We start from the raw sequence: 19,699 nt of genomic DNA, 5'->3' as shown, positions 1-19,699 counted from the left end.
TTGTGCGTCCCCCTACAAACATACCTCAATGAATACATTATTCGACAAAATCTGGGACGCACACGTGGTGCAACAAGTTGCCGACGGTCCCACACAGTTATACATCGACCGCTTGTACTGTCACGAGGTGACCAGTCCGCAGGCCTTTGCCGGGTTGCGGGCACGCGGTCTGAAACCTTTCCGTCCCGAACGCATCTATTGCATGCCCGACCATAACACGCCGACGCATGACCAGGACAAGCCCATCGAGGACCCCGTGTCGCGTACCCAGGTGGACACGCTGGCAAAGAATGCCGCAGACTTCGGGCTGACACACTTCGGCATGATGAATCCCAAGAACGGCATCATCCACGTCGTCGGTCCGGAACGCGGACTCACCCTGCCCGGCATGACCATCGTCTGTGGAGACTCCCATACCTCGACGCACGGAGCCATGGGAGCCGTGGCATTCGGCATTGGGACGAGTGAGGTCGAGATGGTGCTCGCCTCGCAGTGCATCCTCCAGACACGTCCCAAGACCATGCGCATCACCGTCGATGGACGCCTGGGACGGGGTGTCACGGCAAAGGACCTGGCACTCTACATGATGTCCCGGATGACCACCAGCGGAGCTACCGGCTACTTTGTGGAGTATGCCGGCGAGGCGGTGCGCAGCCTGACGATGGAGGGACGCCTCACGCTGTGCAACCTCTCCATCGAGATGGGAGCACGGGGCGGCATGGTCGCTCCCGACGAGACGACGTTCGCCTACATCCGCGGACGTGAATATGCACCGAAGGGTGCCGACTGGGACAAGGCGCTGGCCTACTGGCGGACGCTGAAGAGCGATGAGGATGCCGTGTTTGACAAGGAGGTGCGCTTTGATGCGGCGGACATCGAGCCGATGATTACCTACGGGACCAACCCCGGCATGGGCATGGGCATCACCGGTCACATCCCCACGACCGACACGATGAGCGAGGTGGAGAAGGCTTCGTTCGAGAAGTCGATGCACTACATGGGCTTCCAACCCGGCGAACAGCTGTTGGGCAAGCCGGTCGACTACGTCTTCCTGGGAGCCTGCACCAACGGACGCATCGAGGACTTCCGTGCGTTCGCCTCGTTGGTGAAAGGCCGGCACAAGGCGGCACACATCACGGCGTGGCTGGTGCCCGGTTCGTGGATGGTGGCTGAGCAGATACGCGAGGAAGGACTTGACCGGGTGCTCGAGGAGGCAGGCTTTGCCATCCGTCAGCCGGGCTGTTCCGCCTGTCTCGCCATGAACGACGACAAGATTCCGGCAGGGAAATATGCCGTGTCGACCAGCAACCGTAACTTCGAGGGACGGCAGGGTCCCGGTTCGCGGACGTTGCTTGCCAGTCCGCTGGTGGCAGCCGCAGCCGCAGTGACCGGTGTCATCACCGACCCGCGTGAACTGCTTTAGCCCAAGTCCCCAATCGGTCATTTAAAAGTATACAACAATGAAACAGAAATTCAATATCATCACCAGCACGTGCGTACCCCTTCCGTTGGAGAATGTCGATACCGACCAGATTATCCCCGCACGTTTCCTCAAAGCCACGACGCGCGAAGGGTTCGGCGACAACCTCTTCCGCGACTGGCGTTACCGTGCCGACGGCACTCCCAACCCCGACTTTGTGTTGAACGACCCGACCTACGGCGGACAAATCCTCGTGGCAGGCAAGAACTTCGGTTCCGGTTCCAGCCGCGAGCATGCAGCCTGGGCGATTGCCGACTATGGCTTCCGCGTGGTCGTTTCGAGCTTCTTTGCCGACATCCACAAGAACAACGAGCTGAACAACTTCGTCCTCCCCGTGGTCGTGAGCGAACCCTTCCTGAAGGAGCTGTTCGACAGCATCTATGCCGACCCGAAGACGGAAGTCGTGGTCGACCTTCCCGCGCAGACCATCACCAATCGGGCGACGGGCAAGAGCGAATCGTTTGAAATCAATGCCTACAAGAAGCATTGCCTGATGAACGGCCTGGACGACATCGACTTCCTGGTGGAAAGCCGGGACAAGATTGAAGCGTGGGAGAAGAAACAGTAAACCGACATACATGGAAAATCATCCTCAAATAGAAATCATGGACACGACGCTGCGCGACGGCGAACAGACCAGCGGCGTATCGTTCATGCCCCATGAGAAACTGATGATTGCGCGGCTGTTGCTTGAGGAAGTGAAGGTGGACCGCATCGAGGTGGCTTCCGCCCGGGTGTCTGACGGCGAGATGAAAGCCGTGCATGGCATTTGCGAGTGGGCGGCACGCCACGGCATGCTCGACCGGGTGGAGGTGCTGGGCTTTGTTGACGGTGGAACGTCGTTGCGTTGGATTCGTCAGGCAGGAGGGAAGGTCATCAACCTGCTCACCAAGGGGTCGCTCAAGCATTGCCTCGGGCAGTTGGGCAAGACACCCGAGGAGCACATTGCCGACATCCGTGCCGTGGTCCGTATGGCGGACGAGATGGGCATCGCCGTCAACATCTACCTGGAGGACTGGAGCAACGGCATGAAGGATTCGCCCGACTATGTGTTCCAGCTGATGGACGGACTGACCGGGACCAGCATCCGCCGCTACATGCTGCCCGACACGTTGGGCATTCTCAACCCCTTGCAGGTCATTGAGTATTTCCGCAAGATGAAGAAGCGTTACCCCGACCTGCACTTCGACTTTCACGCGCACAACGACTATGACCTGGCGGTGAGCAATGTGCTGGCTGCCGTCCTGAGCGGTGCCAAGGGACTACACACGACCATCAACGGACTGGGCGAGCGGGCAGGCAATGCGCCACTTGCCAGCGTGCAGGCGATTCTGAAGGACCATTTCAGTGCCGTCACGAACATCCATGAAGAGAAGCTCAACGATGTGAGCCGAGTGGTGGAGTCATACTCCGGCATCTCCATCCCGCCCAACCAGCCCATCGTCGGCGAGAACGTCTTCACGCAGGTGGCAGGAGTGCATGCCGACGGCGACAACAAGAACAACCTCTACTGCAACGACCTTCTGCCCGAGCGTTTCGGACGCAAGCGCGAATATGCCCTGGGCAAGACCAGCGGCAAGGCGAACATCCGCAAGAACCTCGAAGACCTGGGACTGGAGCTGGACGAAGAGTCGATGCGCAAGGTGACGGAACGCATCATCGAGCTGGGCGACAAGAAGGAGCTGGTCACACAGGAGGACCTGCCCTACATCGTGAGCGATGTGCTGAAGCACGGCGTGAAGGGCGACCGCGTGAAGCTGAAGAGCTACATCGTCAACCTCGCCTACGGGCTGAAGCCGATGGCGACCATCAAGATGGAAATCGACGGACGCGAATACGAAGAGAGCTCCAGCGGAGACGGACAGTATGACGCCTTTGTGCGTGCCTTGCGCAAGATATATAAGGTAACGCTGGGACGCACCTTCCCCATGTTGACCAACTATGCCGTCAGCATCCCGCCCGGCGGACGGACCGATGCCTTTGTGCAGACAGTCATCACCTGGAGCTACAACGGCAAGGTGTTCCGTACCCGTGGCTTTGATGCCGACCAGACGGAAGCTGCCATCAAGGCGACGGTCAAGATGCTGAACCTGATTGAAGGGGGACCAGGGAATGAGTTGAACTGAAATAATACGTATTTTTGCAATCCAAAACACTCACAAACTTACAACAGTATGGAATTTAAAATAGCAGTATTGGCCGGCGACGGCATTGGCCCTGAGATATCCGTGCAGGGTGTGAATGTGATGACAGCCGTGTGCGAGAAGTTCGGGCACAGCGTGAACTATGAATATGCACTCTGTGGAGCCGATGCCATCGACAAGGTGGGCGACCCCTTCCCCGAGGCGACCTACGAGGCGTGCCGGCGTGCCGATGCCGTGCTCTTCTCTGCTGTCGGACACCCGAAGTTCGACAATGACCCCACGGCGAAGGTTCGTCCGGAACAGGGGCTGCTGGCAATGCGCAAGAAGCTGGGACTTTTCGCCAACATCCGTCCCGTGCAGACGTTCAAGTGCCTGCTCCACAAATCGCCCTTGCGCAAGGAGCTGGTCGAGGGGGCCGACTTCATCTGCATCCGCGAGCTCACCGGAGGCATGTACTTCGGTGAGAAGTATCAGGACAATGACAAAGCCTACGATACGAACTACTACACCCGTCCCGAGATTGAACGCATCCTGAAAGTCGGCTTTGAGTATGCCATGAAGCGCCGCCGCCACCTCACCGTGGTCGACAAGGCGAACGTGCTGGCATCCTCCCGTCTGTGGCGTCAGATAGCCCAGGAGATGGCACCCGCCTATCCTGAAGTGACCACGGACTACATGTATGTCGACAACGCCGCCATGCGCATGATTCAGGAGCCGACCTTCTTTGACGTGATGGTGACGGAGAACACCTTCGGCGACATCCTGACCGATGAAGGCTCTGTCATCAGCGGTTCAATGGGACTCTTGCCGTCGGCATCGACCGGGGAGAGCACGCCGGTTTTTGAACCCATCCACGGTTCGTGGCCGCAGGCAGCCGGACTGAACATTGCCAATCCGGTGGCACAAATCCTTTCGGTGGCGATGCTCTTTGAGTATTTTGACCGGAAGGAAGAAGGCGCGCTCATCCGCCGTGCCGTCGATGCTTCCCTGGATGCCAACGTGCGCACACCCGAAATCCAGGTGGAAGGTGGAGCCCGATACGGCACGAAGGAAGTGGGCGAGTGGATTATCGACTACATCCGCCGCGAGGCATAGAACCCGCAGGAGACTGGACGGACGGAGGGACTTCTCCCTCTTCCAACACAGGGACAGACCTGGAACAAGCCGGCCTTAGACAGACCAAAGTATTATACTTAGCCTGCCTAAGTATTATACTTAGGGTGCCAAAGTATTATACTTAGGTCTGTCTAAGTGGCGGTTTAGCCGGGTCTGTCCCTTACTTTGATGCGGTGGATGTACGCCAAGGACGCGATGGAAAGAAAAAACGTGCTTCAAAGTGCTTTGAGATGTCATATTTTTTTGTTCCTTTACAGCCGCAAAAATAAAACATGAAGCAACCATGAAACGATTATTCAGCTATTTGATGGGAGGATGCCTGCTCGCAGCCTGTGCAGCTCCCCAACACGATGAGATCAGTGGTGAACTGACCGACCTGGATGCCGACAGCATCATCGTCTATTCCTACCCGTTCGGTTCACGCAGCCAGGACGATGTAAAGATGGATACGATTGCCGCTCCGCAAGGCAAGTTCGTCGTCAATGTGGGCGACAGCGTGGTGAAGGGTGTCACCATCCGTCCGTGGAAGACCCCGGTACCCGATGCCGATGGCAAGATTCGTCCGGTAATGATGAAGGGTGTCAACTTTATTCTTGTTCCGGGTGCTCCCCTGACGCTGACCGGAACGCTGGATAACTATACACTGGGCGGTTCCCCCGTCTATGAAGCTTACAATACCCTGCTGACTCAGCTGAAGCCTTATGAAGCCAAGATTGACTCCGTGAGCAAGCTGTGCAGGGATATGGGCAAGCAGGGCGTAGGACGCGACTCCATCATGCAGGCTTATGCTCCGGTGGAAGGATGGCAGGACGAGATGGAGCAAATCCATGTGGACTTCGTGAAGCAACATGCCGACCAGGATGCAGCCCTGTTGGCGTTGCTCAACGTACGTTCGGTAAAGAGCATCCATGAACTGCTGGGCGCAATCGCCGAACCGGTACGTACGGGTGTCTTGTCGTCCGTCTATGACGTCATGAAGACGAACAATGACAAGGCGATGGCACGCGAAGCCGCCAAAGAGAAAATCAAGGAGGGCGCCGAAGCTCCCGACTTCACTCTGAAGGATATCAACGGCAAGGACTTTACGCTTTCTTCGTTGCGCGGCGGTAAGTATGTCGTGCTCGACTTCTGGGGAAGCTGGTGCGGATGGTGCATCAAGGGCATGCCCGACATGAAGAAGTACTATGAGAAGTACAAGAACAAGCTGGAGATTGTCGGCATCGACTGCAATGACACCGAAGACTCCTGGAAGGCTGCCGTCGAGACCCATGCACTCCCGTGGATTCACGTACGCAATGCCGGCGACCCGGACATCAGCGTGATGTATGCCATCGAAGGCTATCCCACCAAGATTGTGCTCGACAAGGAAGGCAAGATTGCCAAAGTCGTTGTCGGCGAAGATCCCGAGTTCTATAAGTACCTGGATAGCCTGTTGAAGTAAGCTGTCCGTAGCCCGGAACGGGAAAAGAAGACGACGCAGGGTGAACATGACCGCTCATCCTGCGTCGTCTGTGTATATACGGGTCACGAAAGTTGCATCTTCTCCCGCAGTTGCCTACTTTTGTCCCGTCAAAATTATTCTCTACTGAATTGTTAACCACAACTGGAGCTTGCGACAGTTGCATAAAACTATCGAAAACATGAAACCGACAATCCCTTTCCGTACGCCGATGCGTGCGCTGCGGGCGATGGCTGTTGCCGCCTGTCTGTGGGCAGGAGCCTGCCTCCCGTTGCCTGCACAGACCCAGGCTGTCATCCCGACTGCCGACCAGGTGGGCGCAGCTTGTATGCCCGACACCTTGGCACCCATCCGTGCCCCGTTTGAGATGCCCCAACTCACACGTCCCGTCTTTCCGGACCATACGCGGACGCTGACCGCACAGGAACTGCAGCAGCACCGGCTGGCATCCGTTGCCATCCAACAGGCCATCGACGAGACCAGCCGACGGGGAGGAGGGACGGTCATCGTGCCGTCCGGTGTGTGGAACGTGGGACGCATCGAACTGAAAAGCCGCGTCAACCTGCATCTGTCTGAGGGAGCCGAGCTGCACTTCAGCGGACGGGTGGAAGATTACCTGCCCGTGGTCTTCACCCGCAGTGCGGGCGTCGAGGGGATGTCGCTCGGCAGCTTCGTTTATGCGTGCGGACAGGAGAATATCGCCTTGACCGGAAAGGGACGGCTCATCGGTCCCGAGCGCGACTGCCCCATCCTGAAACAGAACATCGGCTATGGCGACTTTGACCGCTACATTGCCTATGACAAGCCTGCCACCGAACGCATCTATGACGGGCATGACGGCACGGCGGTCTTCCTGCCAACCTTCATCGGACCAGTCAACTGCCGCAATGTCCTCATCGAAGGCGTGAGCCTGGAACGTTCGGTGTTCTGGAACATCGTGCCTACCTACTGCGACGGGGTCATCATCCGTGGCGTGACGGTGAACTCCGCCGGCATCCCTACGGGCGACGGCATGGACATCGAGTCGTGCCGCAACGTGCTGATCGAGTACAACACGATTTCAGCCGGAGACGACTGTTTCACGCTGAAGGCAGGACGGGGGATAGACGGTCTGCGGGTGAACCGTCCGAGTGAGAACATCGTCTTGCGCTACAACCTCGCGCTGACCGGTCACGGCGGCATCACCTGTGGCAGCGAGACTGCCGGAGTGATACGCAACGTGTATGCCCACGACTGTGTGTTCCAGGGCACAGACGTCGGGCTGCGCTTCAAGACACGACGTCCGCGGGGCGGAGGAGGCGAACAGCTCTACTATGAGCGCATCCGCATGAACCTGCATGCCACTGCCATCCACTTTGACATGCTGGGCTCCAGTCAGTACGTCGGTTCACTGGCAGGACGTGCGTGGGTCGAGCCGGACCGTTTCACGCCGTTCTACCGTCAGGTCCGCATCAGCGATGTCGTGGTGGAGGACGCGACCCACTTCCTCAAGGTCAGCGGCATCCCCGAATCGCCGGCAACGGACGTACGCATCTCGCGCGTCACCTCGAACTCTGGACAGCTCATCCGCATTCACGACATGGACGGTCTGGTGTTGGAAGATGCCGAACTGACTTCGCCTGACAATACCGTGGAGATATCCGACGGACGCAACCTCCGCTTCGAACGTGTGTCGTTCAAGGTGGACGGCGGACGGGTGTACCGGCAGATTGACGGCAAGCTCTCGTCACACATCGACTTCGTGGACTGTACACCCGAGGTGGAAGCCAAGCCGTGAGGCAGGGCAGCGTCGGCGGAGCGTGAAAAAGAGGTTAAATCTCAGGCGTGAGACTAAGCTTCGGACACCACGCCGCGTCTTAGATACAATCAAAAGAACAGTAACAGAACATCCTTATGAAAATGAATATCCTATGCGTGGGACTGCTCGCCTGCTGGTGGGCAGCCCCGTTGGAGGCTCGCTCGTTCGTCACGGTTGTGGCAGCGGACGGGAGTGGAGACTACCGTACCCTGCAGGAAGCCGTGAATGCTTGTCCGGCGGACGGAGACCGGCACCTCATCTTTGTGAAGAACGGAGTCTATGCCGAGCGGGTGAACCTGCCCAAGGGCAAGCTCATCAGCCTGCTGGGAGAAAGCCGCGACGGAGTGGTCCTCACCAACGACCGTAACCGGGGCAAGAACAGCCCTTACCGGAACTTCCGCGACATCACGACCTTGCAATGCTACGGCGACGACTTCTACATGGAGAACCTCACCGTGCGCAATACGGCAGGCAATGTCGGGCAGGCGGAGGCGCACTTCATCGCCGGGGCACGTCAGGTCTACCGCGACTGCCGTTTCACCGGATACCAGGACACGCAGCGCACGAAGAACGGTGCGTACGCCTACTTGCAGAACTGCCGCATCGAAGGGGCTGTCGACTTTATTTACGGGGACGGGCTGATGTATTACGACCATTGCACGATTCATTCCGTGAAGGGAGGAGGATACCTGACGGCTCCTGCCGAGTGTGCCCATACGACGGAACCGGCTGCTGACGGCAAACCTCTTCATTATGGCTACATCTTCCGCAACTGCAACCTGACGGCGGACCGCGACGTGCCTGCTGGAAGTTACTACCTGGGACGTCCGTGGAAGGAGCAGGCGGCTTCCTATTTCATCGGTTGCCGGCTGGGTGCGCATATCCATGCCAAGGGCTGGCGCGAGTGGAACGGCAACGGGGCGACTGCTGACTTTGCCGAGTCCGGCAGCCTGGATGCAAAAGGTGCTCCGGCAGATGTCAGCGGACGGGTGGCATGGAGTCGTCAGTTGTCCGAGGAGGACGCACGTCGGCTGACTCCCGAGACCGTGTTTGCCGTGATGTCCGGCGGAACAGACTTCCGTGTGAACGACTACTACCGTCCGGTGGAAGGTCCGGCGTGGGCAGAGCAGACGGGAAACGACCTGACTTGGGCTGCCGTACCCGATGCAGCAGGTTATCTGGTGTTCTGCGACGGCAACTACCTGACCGCCGTTGAGGGGACTTCATGCCGGGTGGACCAGGCAGAAGGACACATCTATACGGTGAAAGCCGTCTCGGCTGTGGGAGCAACGAGCCGTGCCGTGCGTGCACTGACTGCGGGAGAACGGACGCTGAAGGCATTCCCGACGGCGGAGGGCTTCGGCAAGTATGCGTCCGGTGGAAGAGGAGGCAAGGTCGTCACGGTGACCAACCTGCAAGACGATGCCGAAGGGAAGACCGTCGGTTCGCTGCGGTGGGCGTTGAACCGCTATCCGAGTGACTTCACGGTGGTCTTTGTCGTGTCGGGCACCATCGACCTGGTGGCGCCGTTGCGCTGCAACAAGCAAAACTTCACCATCGCCGGACAGACGGCACCGGGCGACGGCATCTGCATCTCGAAGAACAAGGTGAACCTGGGAGGCTCGCGGAACTTCATCATCCGCCACGTACGTTTCCGGGTGGGCAATCAGGATGCCGGCGGACATCAGCTGTCTGCCAATGCCCTCGGTGCGGAGAACTGCACGAACTTCATCATCGACCACTGCTCGTTCAGCTGGTCGGCGGAAGAGAACCTCAACACCTTCGACGACCACTTCCACACCGTGCAGTGGTGCATCGTCAGCGAAGGACTGTACCGTGCCGGACATGTGAAAGGCGTACGCGGCTACGGATGCCAGTGGGGCGGTTCGTCGGCGACCTACCATCACAACCTGCTGGCGAACAACTCGTCGCGTTCCTGTCGCTTCAACGGTGCACGGGGCAAGGACGTGGGGCAGGACCTCTCAGTCTACCTGGAATACATCAACAACGTCAACTACAACTGGGGCCGTGTCGCCTCCTGCTACGGGGCAGAGAACTCCTCGCAGCACCCCGACTACTACGGCTATGAGTCGAACTTTGTGAACAACTACTACAAGCCCGGTCCTGCCACGCCGGAGTCGCCGCTCTTCTTCTTCGAGCAGTCAATGGCACGGAAGGAAGCTGTCTCGCGCGGTCCTTCGGTCTGGTACCTGAATGGGAATGTGATGGAAGGCGATGCGTCGGTGACGGCAGACAACTGGAAGGGCGTACGTCCCGGGAAAGGCATGACCTACACGGTGGAGGAGATGAAGTCCGACACGACGGTCATCCCCTCCGGTCGACGTGATGCGCCGCAGTACCAGTATGACTGGCACCGGTATGCCTATCAGGATTATCAGCCTGCCGACGCGGCTTATGAAGCAGTGCTCAACGGGGCAGGAGCTTTCCCGCGCGATGCTGTCGACAGCCGTCTCATCGGCGACGTGCGCAGCGGAAGGGCTACGTACGGCAATGCCGGCATCATTGACTTGCCGACGGATGCCGAGGGCTTCCGTCCTTACCTGACGTATGGCTCCTGTTCGGATCAGGATGGCGACGGCATGGACGATGCCTGGGAGCTGGCACACGGACTGGACCCTGCCAATCCCGATGACGGCAACCGGCTGACCCCCTCCGGTTACACGATGCTGGAGGTCTATCTGAACAGCCTTGTCGGCGAGAACATACGCCTCTCCGATTAACCCTCTTCCCCCGTCAGCTGCAGGGTGAGGTCCTCCACGTCGAGCCAGCGTCCGAATTTGCGTCCTACCTCGCTGAAGTGGGATGCCCGGCTGAATCCCAGCGCCCGGTGCAGGGCGACGCTCGCCTCGTTGGGGACGGTGATGCAGGCCACCAGCACATGGTAACCCCGCTCGCGGCATGCCCCGATGAGCCGTTCCATCAGGGCACGTCCGTATCCGTGGCGCGTGTGGTCGGGGTGCAGGTAGATGGTGGTCTCCACCGTCAGCCGGTAAGCCTCCTTGGTCTTCCACGGATGCACGTAGGCATAACCGACGAGCACTTCATCCTTCAGGCAGACGAAGGCAGGTTGGGATTCGATGACGGGGAGCAGCAGGCGGCGCATCTCTTCAGCGGAAGGGACCGCCGTGTCGAAGGTTACCACCGTGTGCTGCACATAGTGGGCGTAAATTGCTCGGACGGCTGCGAGGTCGTCCTCCCTCATGGGACGTATCTGTATCATGCTTTTTTCAAATCTTTTAGGCAAAGGTAAGGAAAATAGCTCCTATCTTTGTCCGCACATTCGTAAAACATCCGACCGACATGAAGAAACTCATTGCAGGGGCTTTCGCAGCTCTCTTCCCCTTGTGCGCCGGGGCGCAGACCTATCAGGAACTGGCGGAACATGCCTTCCGCTGTGTGGAGGCCGACAGCCTCGACCGGGCAGTTGTCCTGTTTCAGGAGGCGCTGAAGAAAGAGCCCGGCAACGCCTTCAACGCTTCGCTCTTTGCCGGAGTGGGAGAGATTTACCACCGTCAGGGACGTCAGCAGGAAGCCATCGAGCAGTACAGCCTTTCGCTTAATCTCCGTCCGAAGTCCGTCCCGACGCTGCTTGCCCGTGCGGGAGTCTATATGGAAGTGGGCGATGAACGCCGTGCATACACGGACTATTGCGATGTGCTCGATCTGGACAAGGACAACCGCGAAGCCCTCTTCTTCCGTGCCTACATCAATATGGAGCAACGCGACTACCGTGCCGCCCGTGTCGACTATGAACGCTTGCTGTTGCTCGATGCCAATCACTTCAATGCCCGCCTCGGTCTGGCTATCCTCAACCAGAAGGAAGGTCGCCTGAAGGAGGCCAATGACCAACTGTCCACACTCCTCACAGCCCATCCGCAAGAAGCTTCCCTCTATGCAGCCCGTGCCGATGTCGAGAAGGAACTGAAGGCTTATGACCTTGCCCTGCTTGACATGAGCGAGGCCATCCGCCTGCAACCTTCACAGGCGCAACATTACCTCATCCGTGCCGCCATCTATGTGAAGTTGGGCAGGAAGAAGGACGCGCGTGCCGACCTGGAGCGTGCCGTCGAACTGGGTGTTCCCCGTGTTTCGCTGAAGGATTTTATCCGGGATAATGAGTGAGTGGGGGAGATGATGGGTGGCGTGTGGTTGTCAAAAAGCAACCCTTTCCACTGTTTCCTCTTGACAAATTTGCGGAAATGCACCTTTTGTGCTAACTCGTCTTTTCCCAATTCCGCTTAAACTAGCGTTCAATAGCAAATGAATGCAAACGAAAATGCTCTAAAAAGCCTCTTGTTTTAGAAAACTATACAGTTGAATTTCGGAATCCTTACATTTTAACGTCCAAACAATGTTGTTTCACGCGTCAAACAATATTGTTTGGCGAGCCAAACACATTAGTTTCACCTCTCAAACAATATTGTTTCGTCCGCGAAAGTCCAATCTTTGGAAAATGGAATGCAAAAACACCGGGTTTCACTCTCCAGAAGGTGAGTGGTGTCAACAAATCGGAAAGTTTCGTTATGCGTGGTGTATGTATCTTCCGATGTCTGTCGGGAAAGGTCCTGTGTCTGTAAGGTTTCAGAATAATGCCATTCCGTGTACATCTGCATCCATGTGTATTTTGCGAATCGCCCGAGAAGGGCCTTGGAATCCACCAAACCGTATTTTGGTGCGAGGAAGGGCACTGTGGAGGGCTTCGTTTGACAAAATGTCAAAATGATTTGGAAATGTAGGGGCGACCGGTCTGGTCGCCCGGTCCAACCAAGTTCCGTTTTAATCGGATAAGTGGGGTATTGGCTTCAATGTGAACAGGAAATTATATGTGAAGCCGGACATGAAATAGGTCTTTCTCTCCACTCCCTTTCCAAAATAGTTTCTAACTTTGTGGCATGACCATTGAAAATACCAGTAAAATGAAAACAACAGGTTGGTGGGGGATGCTGATGCTGTTCCTCTGTACATTCGGCTTGATAAGCTGTGATGACGAAAACGAAGAAGGCAGAAAAGTGACGGACTACAAGGAGATTGTGCTGACTGTCGCTTCGAAGAAAGTTCCGGGTATCCTGGGTGACGGGCATAGTCATCTCACGGAGGTCTATGCGGTCAAAGAGGAACCGTCCGATGAATGGAGTGCCTTCGGCTACATCGACGGATTTGAGTTTGAACCGGGATACGAGTACAGGATAAGGATAAGCAGGACCAGTTACCTGGATTACAGCATGGGGCAACCGGCCTGGGACGAACAGAAATTGCTGGAGGTAATCTCCAAGGACAAGAAGGACTCGGAAGGCTTGCCGTTGCACTTGATTCCGGAAGCGTATTACAGCCGCATTCCGTTCCCCCAATACAGCTATGCGATTGATGCAGACCAGAAAGAACCGGTTGAGCAGGATTTGAAAGAGAACCCCCTCATTCCTTTGGATGGCCACTACATGCTTTATAGCAGAGAGGAGGGCTTTCAGGTGTTGGCGGTGCAGGATGCCGACCATGCATACGGACCGTATCAGATACGGCTGGAGGGGAAGGCACCGGAAGAGATGCCGGAATCGTATAAGTCGCTTCCTCCGGAGGGGGTACAGATCGTCAGTTATGCAGCATGGACTTTTCTGGGTGAAGAAGGAGATGAAACCGAACGTCTCTCCTTTGATACGTTCATCGGTTATGGAACCAGGACCAGGAACGTCGGACCTACTCCCGATGTCTTTTTGCTTTATAAGGACCTGACCACCCATTACCAGGTCAAATATCCGGAAGCGGGAGTGAAATCGGTCGTGGTTGCCTATAAACTTTCGTCAATAGGATGAACTCTTTCGTCAACTTGGACCGGATGGTCCAGAATACATCGGGAAACAGTTGAGTGGTACTTCAATTTTTGCTATCTTGTCGCCGCTTTACAGCCCCGCTTTGCTCCGGATGAGGAACAAGGGGCTGGAATCCGAATACAACAATCAAACCCTATAAACCATGAACAAACTTATGAAACCATGGCTGCCGGTGTTGCTGTTGGGATGTGCTGTGCCGACAATGGCACAGACTTTCCAGGAATGGCAGGACCCGGGAGTGAATGAAGTCAATCGAGAACCGATGCACACGGCCTATTTTGCTTATCCCGATGAGGCTGCGGCGTTGGAAGGCATCAAGGAGAATCAGAAGAATTACCTGTCTCTGAACGGAGTGTGGAAATTCCACTGGGTGAAGGATGCCGATGAGCGTCCCACTGATTTCTTCCGAAAGAATTTTGACGATACGGCGTGGACGACGATGTCTGTCCCCGGCCTGTGGGAGCTGAACGGCTTCGGTGACCCCATCTACGTGAATGTGGGTTATCCTTGGCGCGAGCATTACCGGAACAATCCGCCTCAGGTGCCGACCGAGGAGAATCACGTCGGCAGTTACCGCCGCACGATTACCGTGCCTGCCGACTGGCAGGGCAAGCAGGTGTTCATCCACCTGGGGTCGGTGACCTCGAACGTGTACCTGTGGGTGAACGGACGCTTCGTGGGTTACAGCGAGGACAGCAAGCTGGAGGCGGAGTTCGACGTGACCCGTTACCTGAAGAAAGGCGAGAACCTGATTGCCTTCCAGGTGTTCCGTTGGTGTGACGGTACGTACCTGGAGGACCAGGACTTCTTCCGCTATTCCGGTGTCGGTCGTGACTGCTATCTCTATGCACGCGAACGGAAGCGCATCCGCGACATCCGTGTGACTCCCGACCTGGATGCCGACTACCGTAACGGCAGCCTGGCAGTGAAGCTCGATGTGGAAGGCAGCGGCAGTGTGTCGCTCCGTCTGCTGGATGCTGCCGGACGTCAGGTGACGGCAACAACCCTGAAAGGCAGCGGGGAACGGACGGCAAGTCTGACGGTGGACAACCCGCAGAAGTGGACGGCTGAGACACCTTATTTATATACCTTGCTGGCTGAGTATGCCGACGGCAAGCGGGTGAGCGAGGTTATCCCCGTCAAGGTGGGCTTCCGCAAGGTGGAAATCAAGGGCGGACAGCTCTGCATCAACGGACGTCCGGTACTGATTAAGGGAGCCAACCGCCACGAGATGGACCCCGACAACGGTTATGTGGTGTCCCGTGAACGGATGTTGCAGGATATCCGCATCATGAAGGAGATGAACATCAATGCCGTGCGTACCTGTCACTACCCCGACGACCCCTACTGGTATGAACTCTGCGACGAATACGGCATCTACATGGTTGCCGAAGCGAACGTCGAGTCACACGGCATGGGCTATGACGAGCAGACGTTGGCAAAGCGGGAAGACTACAAGCTGGCACACCTGCAACGCGACCAGCGCAACGTGCAGCGCAACTTCAACCATCCGTCGGTCATCATCTGGTCGATGGGCAATGAAGCCGGCTTCGGTCCGAACTTCGAGGCATGCTACCGTTGGACAAAAGCCGAGGACCCGTCGCGCCCCGTTATGTACGAGCGTGCCGGTCTGAATGAATATACCGACATCTTCTGCCCGATGTATATGGGATACGAAGGGTGTGAACGCTATGCGCAGGGCAACGACTCCCGTCCGCTGATTCAGTGTGAGTATGCACACGCGATGGGCAACTCGCAGGGAGGATTCAAGGAATACTGGGACCTGATACGGAAATACCCCAAGTATCAGGGTGGTTTCATCTGGGACTTTGTCGACCAGTCCGTGCTGGTGCGTCGTGACGGAAAGACCTTCTATGGCTATACGGGCGACTGGAACAACTACGACAGCAAGTTCGACCAGAACTTCTGCAACAACGGACTCATCGCTCCCGACCGTACGTGGAATCCTCACGCCTACGAGGTGCAACGTGTCTACCAGTCCGTCTGGGTGACTCCCGTGGAGGGAAGAGCCGGACAGGAGGTGGAGGTCTACAACGAATATGCCTTCCGCAACCTCGACAACTATTACCTGGAGGCTACCGTGTTGGTAGACGGACGTCCGGTGGCAAAGGGGCAGACTGACCTCACGGGTGTAGCGCCTGGTGAACGGAAACGTTTCCAGCTTCCGGTGATTGTGCCTGCACAAGCAGGGAATGCAGAAGTGCTGGTCAATGTGGCAGTCCGTCTGAAGGAGAGCGAGCCGTTGCTGGATGCCGGCTTTGCCGTGGCGAAGAACCAATGGGCTTTGCAGGACTGGCAGTTTGACAACGCTTATACACCGGAGACGGCGCCTGCCTATCCGCTGGAGAAGTTGTCGGTGAAAGATGACGGCAAGGTGTTGCAGATTGCAGGTGAGCAATGTAGTTGGAGCTTTGACCGCGAGGACGGTTTCCTGACCGGTTACCGGGTGAACGGACGTGAGCAGCTGGCAGAAGGCGGACGACTGACACCGAACTTCTGGCGTGCACCGACAGACAACGACATGGGTGCCAATCTCCAGAAGAAACTGGCCGTCTGGCGTAATCCCGGCTACCAGCTGCTGGACATGAATGTGTTGCCCCAACCCGATGGCACCGTACAGCTGACCACGACCTATCGCCTGGAACAGGTCGATGCACGGCTGACGCTGACCTATACCTTCTATAAGGACGGCGTGATGAAGGTCCATCAGGCATTGGAGGCGGCAGGTAAGGAAGGTCCCATGTTGCCCCGCTTCGGCATGCAGATGCAGGTACCCGCAACAATGGAATACATCACCTACTATGGCAGAGGACCCGTGGAGAACTATGCCGACCGCAAGGAGGCTGCCGACCTGGGCATCTATCACCAGACGGTGACGGAACAGTTCTATCCCTACATCCGTCCGCAGGAGACCGGCAACAAGTGTGACGTACGCTGGTGGAAACTGACGGAGAAGGGAGGTCGCGGACTGGAACTTCGCGGAGTTGCACCGCTGTCCGTCTCGGCATTGCACTATTCGGTTGCTCAGCTAGATGACGGAGACAACAAGGACAATCGCCACTCTGAGCTGATTACCCCGTCCCCCTACACCAACTGGTGCATTGACAAGGTACAGATGGGCTTGGGCTGTGTCAACACCTGGGGCGCCCTGCCGCTTCCTAAGTATCTCTTGCCGCTCGGTGACTATGAGTATACATTTTTCATTTACCCCATCCGTTGAGGGGCAATGAACCGATAGGACAGTCCTGTTGAGATAAAAATAAACATCCCCGTCGTGATTTTATGTCATCGGCGGGGATGTTTTTTTCATTTCTTCCTATCCGGATGCTTGCATGGTTGACGGTCGGAATCTCAGGACGCTCACTGCTTCTTCAGGTAGTTCCGGATGAGGCTGACGAAGCCATCGCCGTATTTCTCCCGCTTGAAGTCCCCGATGCCGCTGATGTTCCCGAACGCCTCTACCGTTGTCGGACGGATACTGCACAGCAGATGCAGCACTTTGTCAGAAAGGACAATGTATGCGGGGTAGCCTTGCTCGTCGGCTAATTTCTTACGGTGAGCACGGAGTATTTCAAACAAATCGTCGTCCTCTTCTCGCAGCTCGGGCTTGAGCAGCGGACGTTCTTTCTCGACACTCTTCTTCCGTTGTCCTTTTTTCTTTGTTTCCTCCTTGTCGCGCCGGATGACTACCAGCATGGCTTTCTCCTGTCCGAAGAGAATCTTGCGCCCGCTTTCCGTCACCTTCAGGTGATTGTCCTCGTTGTAGGCAATCTCGAAATAGCCCAGCTGCAGCATTTGCAGCAGATAGTCCTGCCAGTCGCGTGCCGGTACGTCGCGTCCGGCTCCGAAGGTCTTCAACCGGTCGAAGCCGTTGGAGGTAATCTCATGGGTGTAGTTTCCTCGCAGGACATCGACCAGCAGGTGGGTACTGATGTGTTCATTGGCACGGACGATGGCACTCAATGCTTTCTGCACCAGGATGGTCCCGTCAAAGCGTTGGGGAGGATTCAGGCAGACGTCGCAATGTCCGCAGTCGTATTCGCGATTCTCTCCGAAATAGTTGAGCAGGATGCGTCTCCGGCAGATGTCGGCTTCGGCATATTGCTGCATGCGGTGGAGCTTGTCGAGGTTGATTTCCTGTTGCGAGCTTTCGTTGGCAAATTTGGACAGTAGGATGATGTCCCCCAACGAGTAGAACAGCAGTGTGTCCGACTCCAGTCCGTCTCGTCCGGCACGGCCTATCTCCTGGTAGAAGTTCTCCATGCTCTTGGGCAGGTTATAGTGGATGACCCAACGTACGTTTGACTTGTCGATGCCCATGCCGAATGCGATGGTCGCACACACCACCTGCACCCGGTCGTTGATGAAGTCCTCCTGTGCACGGTCCCGTGCTGCGGGGCTGAGTCCGGCATGGTACATGGTGGCGGAGATTCCATGCCGTTGCAGGGCGGCTGCAACTATTTCCGTCTTGTTCCGGCTCATGCAGTAGATGATGCCGCATTGCCCCCGGTGACGGTCGATGAAATCAAGGATGGCGCGCATCTTCTCCTTCTGTTGGTATCCCCGTTTCACGGTCAGGCTCAGGTTCGGTCGGTCGAACGAGGAAATAAAGATACGCGGGTCTTTCAGTTGCAGCTGGTCGAGGATGTCCTGCCGCGTGATTTTGTCGGCAGTGGCAGTGAGGGCAATCATCGGTATGCGTGGAAATTCTTTGCGCAGCACCTTGAGCTGGGTATATTCCGGACGGAAGTCATGTCCCCACTGGGAGATGCAATGCGCCTCGTCGATGGCAAAGAGGGATACGTTGATGTCTTTCAGCAGGAAATTCACTTCGCCCATCAGGCGTTCGGGAGAGATATAGAGCAGCTTGATGCGTCCTTGCAGGCAATTCTTGCGTAGCAGGGCATTCTCTGCCTCCGAGTTGCCGCTGTTGAGTGCTGCGGCAGTGATACCGTTGGCGCGCAGTGCCTCCACCTGGTCTTTCATGAGGGAAATGAGCGGCGATATCACCACCGTCGTTCCCTCCATCAGCAGGGCGGGCAGCTGGTAACAGATGGATTTTCCTCCACCGGTCGGCATGAGCACCAGGGTGTCTCTGCGGGCAAGGACATTGCGTATGATTTCTTCTTGGAGAGGTCGGAACGAGTCGTATCCGAAGTAAGTTTTCAGTGTCTGTAACATCATGGACGGATGTCTGTTTTTAGTATGGTCTGCAAAGATACATAAATAGGTTGAAGGGGCAAGACGGCCTCTTCTCGAATTGAGTCGTTGGGGATGAAGGAGTCTCCCGATGTTTTCAAGAAGCCTTTTCCGATGAGGCTTATTGTTTACAATACAAGTTACTTGATTTATTCTTTATTCTTTACAAATGGAAGTTCTTTTAAAATTCCTGATTCTTGTATACTCGAAAATGTTTTTGTTAATTATTGAATAAGATTTTCCCCTTTTAAGACGAATTCCTAGAAAGAATGATAACGTGGATTTCACCTATATATAATAGGTATAGTCAAGTTTCATTTGGGCGTCCGATGGGAAATAATCTCATTTCATTCCGTAACAGACGGTACCCGCCCCGAAACTCACAAATCGACTTTGGTTTCTTGCATTTAAGCGTGCGTTATACACCAAATGAACCCCCGACATGGTTTCAAATGAAATTTAAAGTAAAACAATCAGGTGTTTCAGGTTTTTTATTTCGTAAGTCTCCGAAAAGGATTAATCGGGTTAATATTCTTTTTGAAAAAAAAGATTAAAGGTGTATTGTTTACAGAAAAAAATATATGTACTTTGTGTGAATCCAAGGAAAAGAGAATTAATGTAAAAATTTCTACAAGA

12 protein-coding genes are annotated in these 19,699 nt (G+C 56.1%); 10 read left to right on the top strand and 2 right to left on the bottom strand.

Annotation, left to right across the window (positions count from 1 at the left end):
* The first annotated feature begins 28 nt into the window (after positions 1-28).
* From leuC to M3087_RS05920, 7 genes are all read left to right on the top strand, one after another.
* The gene (leuC, locus tag M3087_RS05950) at positions 29-1,423 is read left to right on the top strand and encodes a 3-isopropylmalate dehydratase large subunit (protein WP_022385119.1); all 1,395 of its coding nucleotides are present in this window, start codon (positions 29-31) and stop codon (positions 1,421-1,423) included.
* Between the two features lie 37 nt (positions 1,424-1,460).
* Positions 1,461-2,048 carry a 3-isopropylmalate dehydratase small subunit gene (gene leuD / locus M3087_RS05945; RefSeq protein ID WP_022385120.1) on the top strand — a complete coding sequence of 196 codons (588 nt, stop codon included), beginning with the start codon at positions 1,461-1,463 and terminating at the stop codon, positions 2,046-2,048.
* A gap of 10 nt (positions 2,049-2,058) precedes the next feature.
* Positions 2,059-3,606 (top strand): alpha-isopropylmalate synthase regulatory domain-containing protein, encoded by a 1,548-nt coding sequence (locus tag M3087_RS05940; RefSeq protein WP_249094368.1) that lies wholly within the window; start codon positions 2,059-2,061, stop codon positions 3,604-3,606.
* A 48-nt stretch (positions 3,607-3,654) separates the two neighbouring features.
* Complete coding sequence (gene leuB / locus M3087_RS05935; protein WP_022385122.1) at positions 3,655-4,719, top strand: 3-isopropylmalate dehydrogenase; 1,065 nt, start codon at positions 3,655-3,657, stop codon at positions 4,717-4,719.
* Between the two features lie 304 nt (positions 4,720-5,023).
* A complete protein-coding gene (locus M3087_RS05930) occupies positions 5,024-6,181 on the top strand; it encodes a peroxiredoxin family protein (protein WP_249094366.1) in 1,158 nt (385 codons plus the stop codon).
* Positions 6,182-6,380: 199 nt separating this feature from the next.
* Entirely contained in the window at positions 6,381-7,976 is a 1,596-nt protein-coding gene (locus M3087_RS05925; RefSeq protein ID WP_249094363.1) for a glycoside hydrolase family 28 protein, read from the top strand.
* Positions 7,977-8,092: 116 nt separating this feature from the next.
* Positions 8,093-10,738, top strand: a complete 2,646-nt coding sequence (locus M3087_RS05920; RefSeq protein WP_249094361.1) for a pectinesterase family protein — start codon at positions 8,093-8,095, stop codon at positions 10,736-10,738.
* Here M3087_RS05920 and M3087_RS05915 read toward each other — a convergent pair.
* A complete protein-coding gene (locus tag M3087_RS05915) occupies positions 10,735-11,238 on the bottom strand; it encodes a GNAT family N-acetyltransferase (RefSeq protein ID WP_022385126.1) in 504 nt (167 codons plus the stop codon). The genes M3087_RS05920 and M3087_RS05915 overlap by 4 nt on opposite strands.
* Positions 11,239-11,318: 80 nt before the next feature.
* Between M3087_RS05915 and M3087_RS05910 the strand changes: the two genes are divergently transcribed.
* From M3087_RS05910 to M3087_RS05900, 3 genes are all read left to right on the top strand, one after another.
* Entirely contained in the window at positions 11,319-12,140 is an 822-nt protein-coding gene (locus M3087_RS05910; protein WP_106484493.1) for a tetratricopeptide repeat protein, read from the top strand.
* A gap of 794 nt (positions 12,141-12,934) precedes the next feature.
* Entirely contained in the window at positions 12,935-13,825 is an 891-nt protein-coding gene (locus M3087_RS05905) for a DUF4377 domain-containing protein (RefSeq protein WP_249094358.1), read from the top strand.
* 160 nt (positions 13,826-13,985) lie between these two features.
* Positions 13,986-17,084 (top strand): glycoside hydrolase family 2 TIM barrel-domain containing protein, encoded by a 3,099-nt coding sequence (locus tag M3087_RS05900; RefSeq protein ID WP_410796880.1) that lies wholly within the window; start codon positions 13,986-13,988, stop codon positions 17,082-17,084.
* A gap of 140 nt (positions 17,085-17,224) precedes the next feature.
* Here M3087_RS05900 and recQ read toward each other — a convergent pair whose 3' ends face one another.
* The gene (gene recQ, locus M3087_RS05895; RefSeq protein WP_249094465.1) at positions 17,225-19,045 is read right to left on the bottom strand and encodes a DNA helicase RecQ; all 1,821 of its coding nucleotides are present in this window, start codon (positions 19,043-19,045) and stop codon (positions 17,225-17,227) included.
* Positions 19,046-19,699 lie beyond the last annotated feature (654 nt).

Source organism: Mediterranea sp. ET5, from assembly GCF_023337025.1.
In the GTDB taxonomy this organism is placed as follows: domain Bacteria; phylum Bacteroidota; class Bacteroidia; order Bacteroidales; family Bacteroidaceae; genus Phocaeicola_A.
The sequence above is the reverse complement of the archived record's forward strand: the minus strand, read 5'-3'. Positions and strand labels throughout refer to the sequence as shown.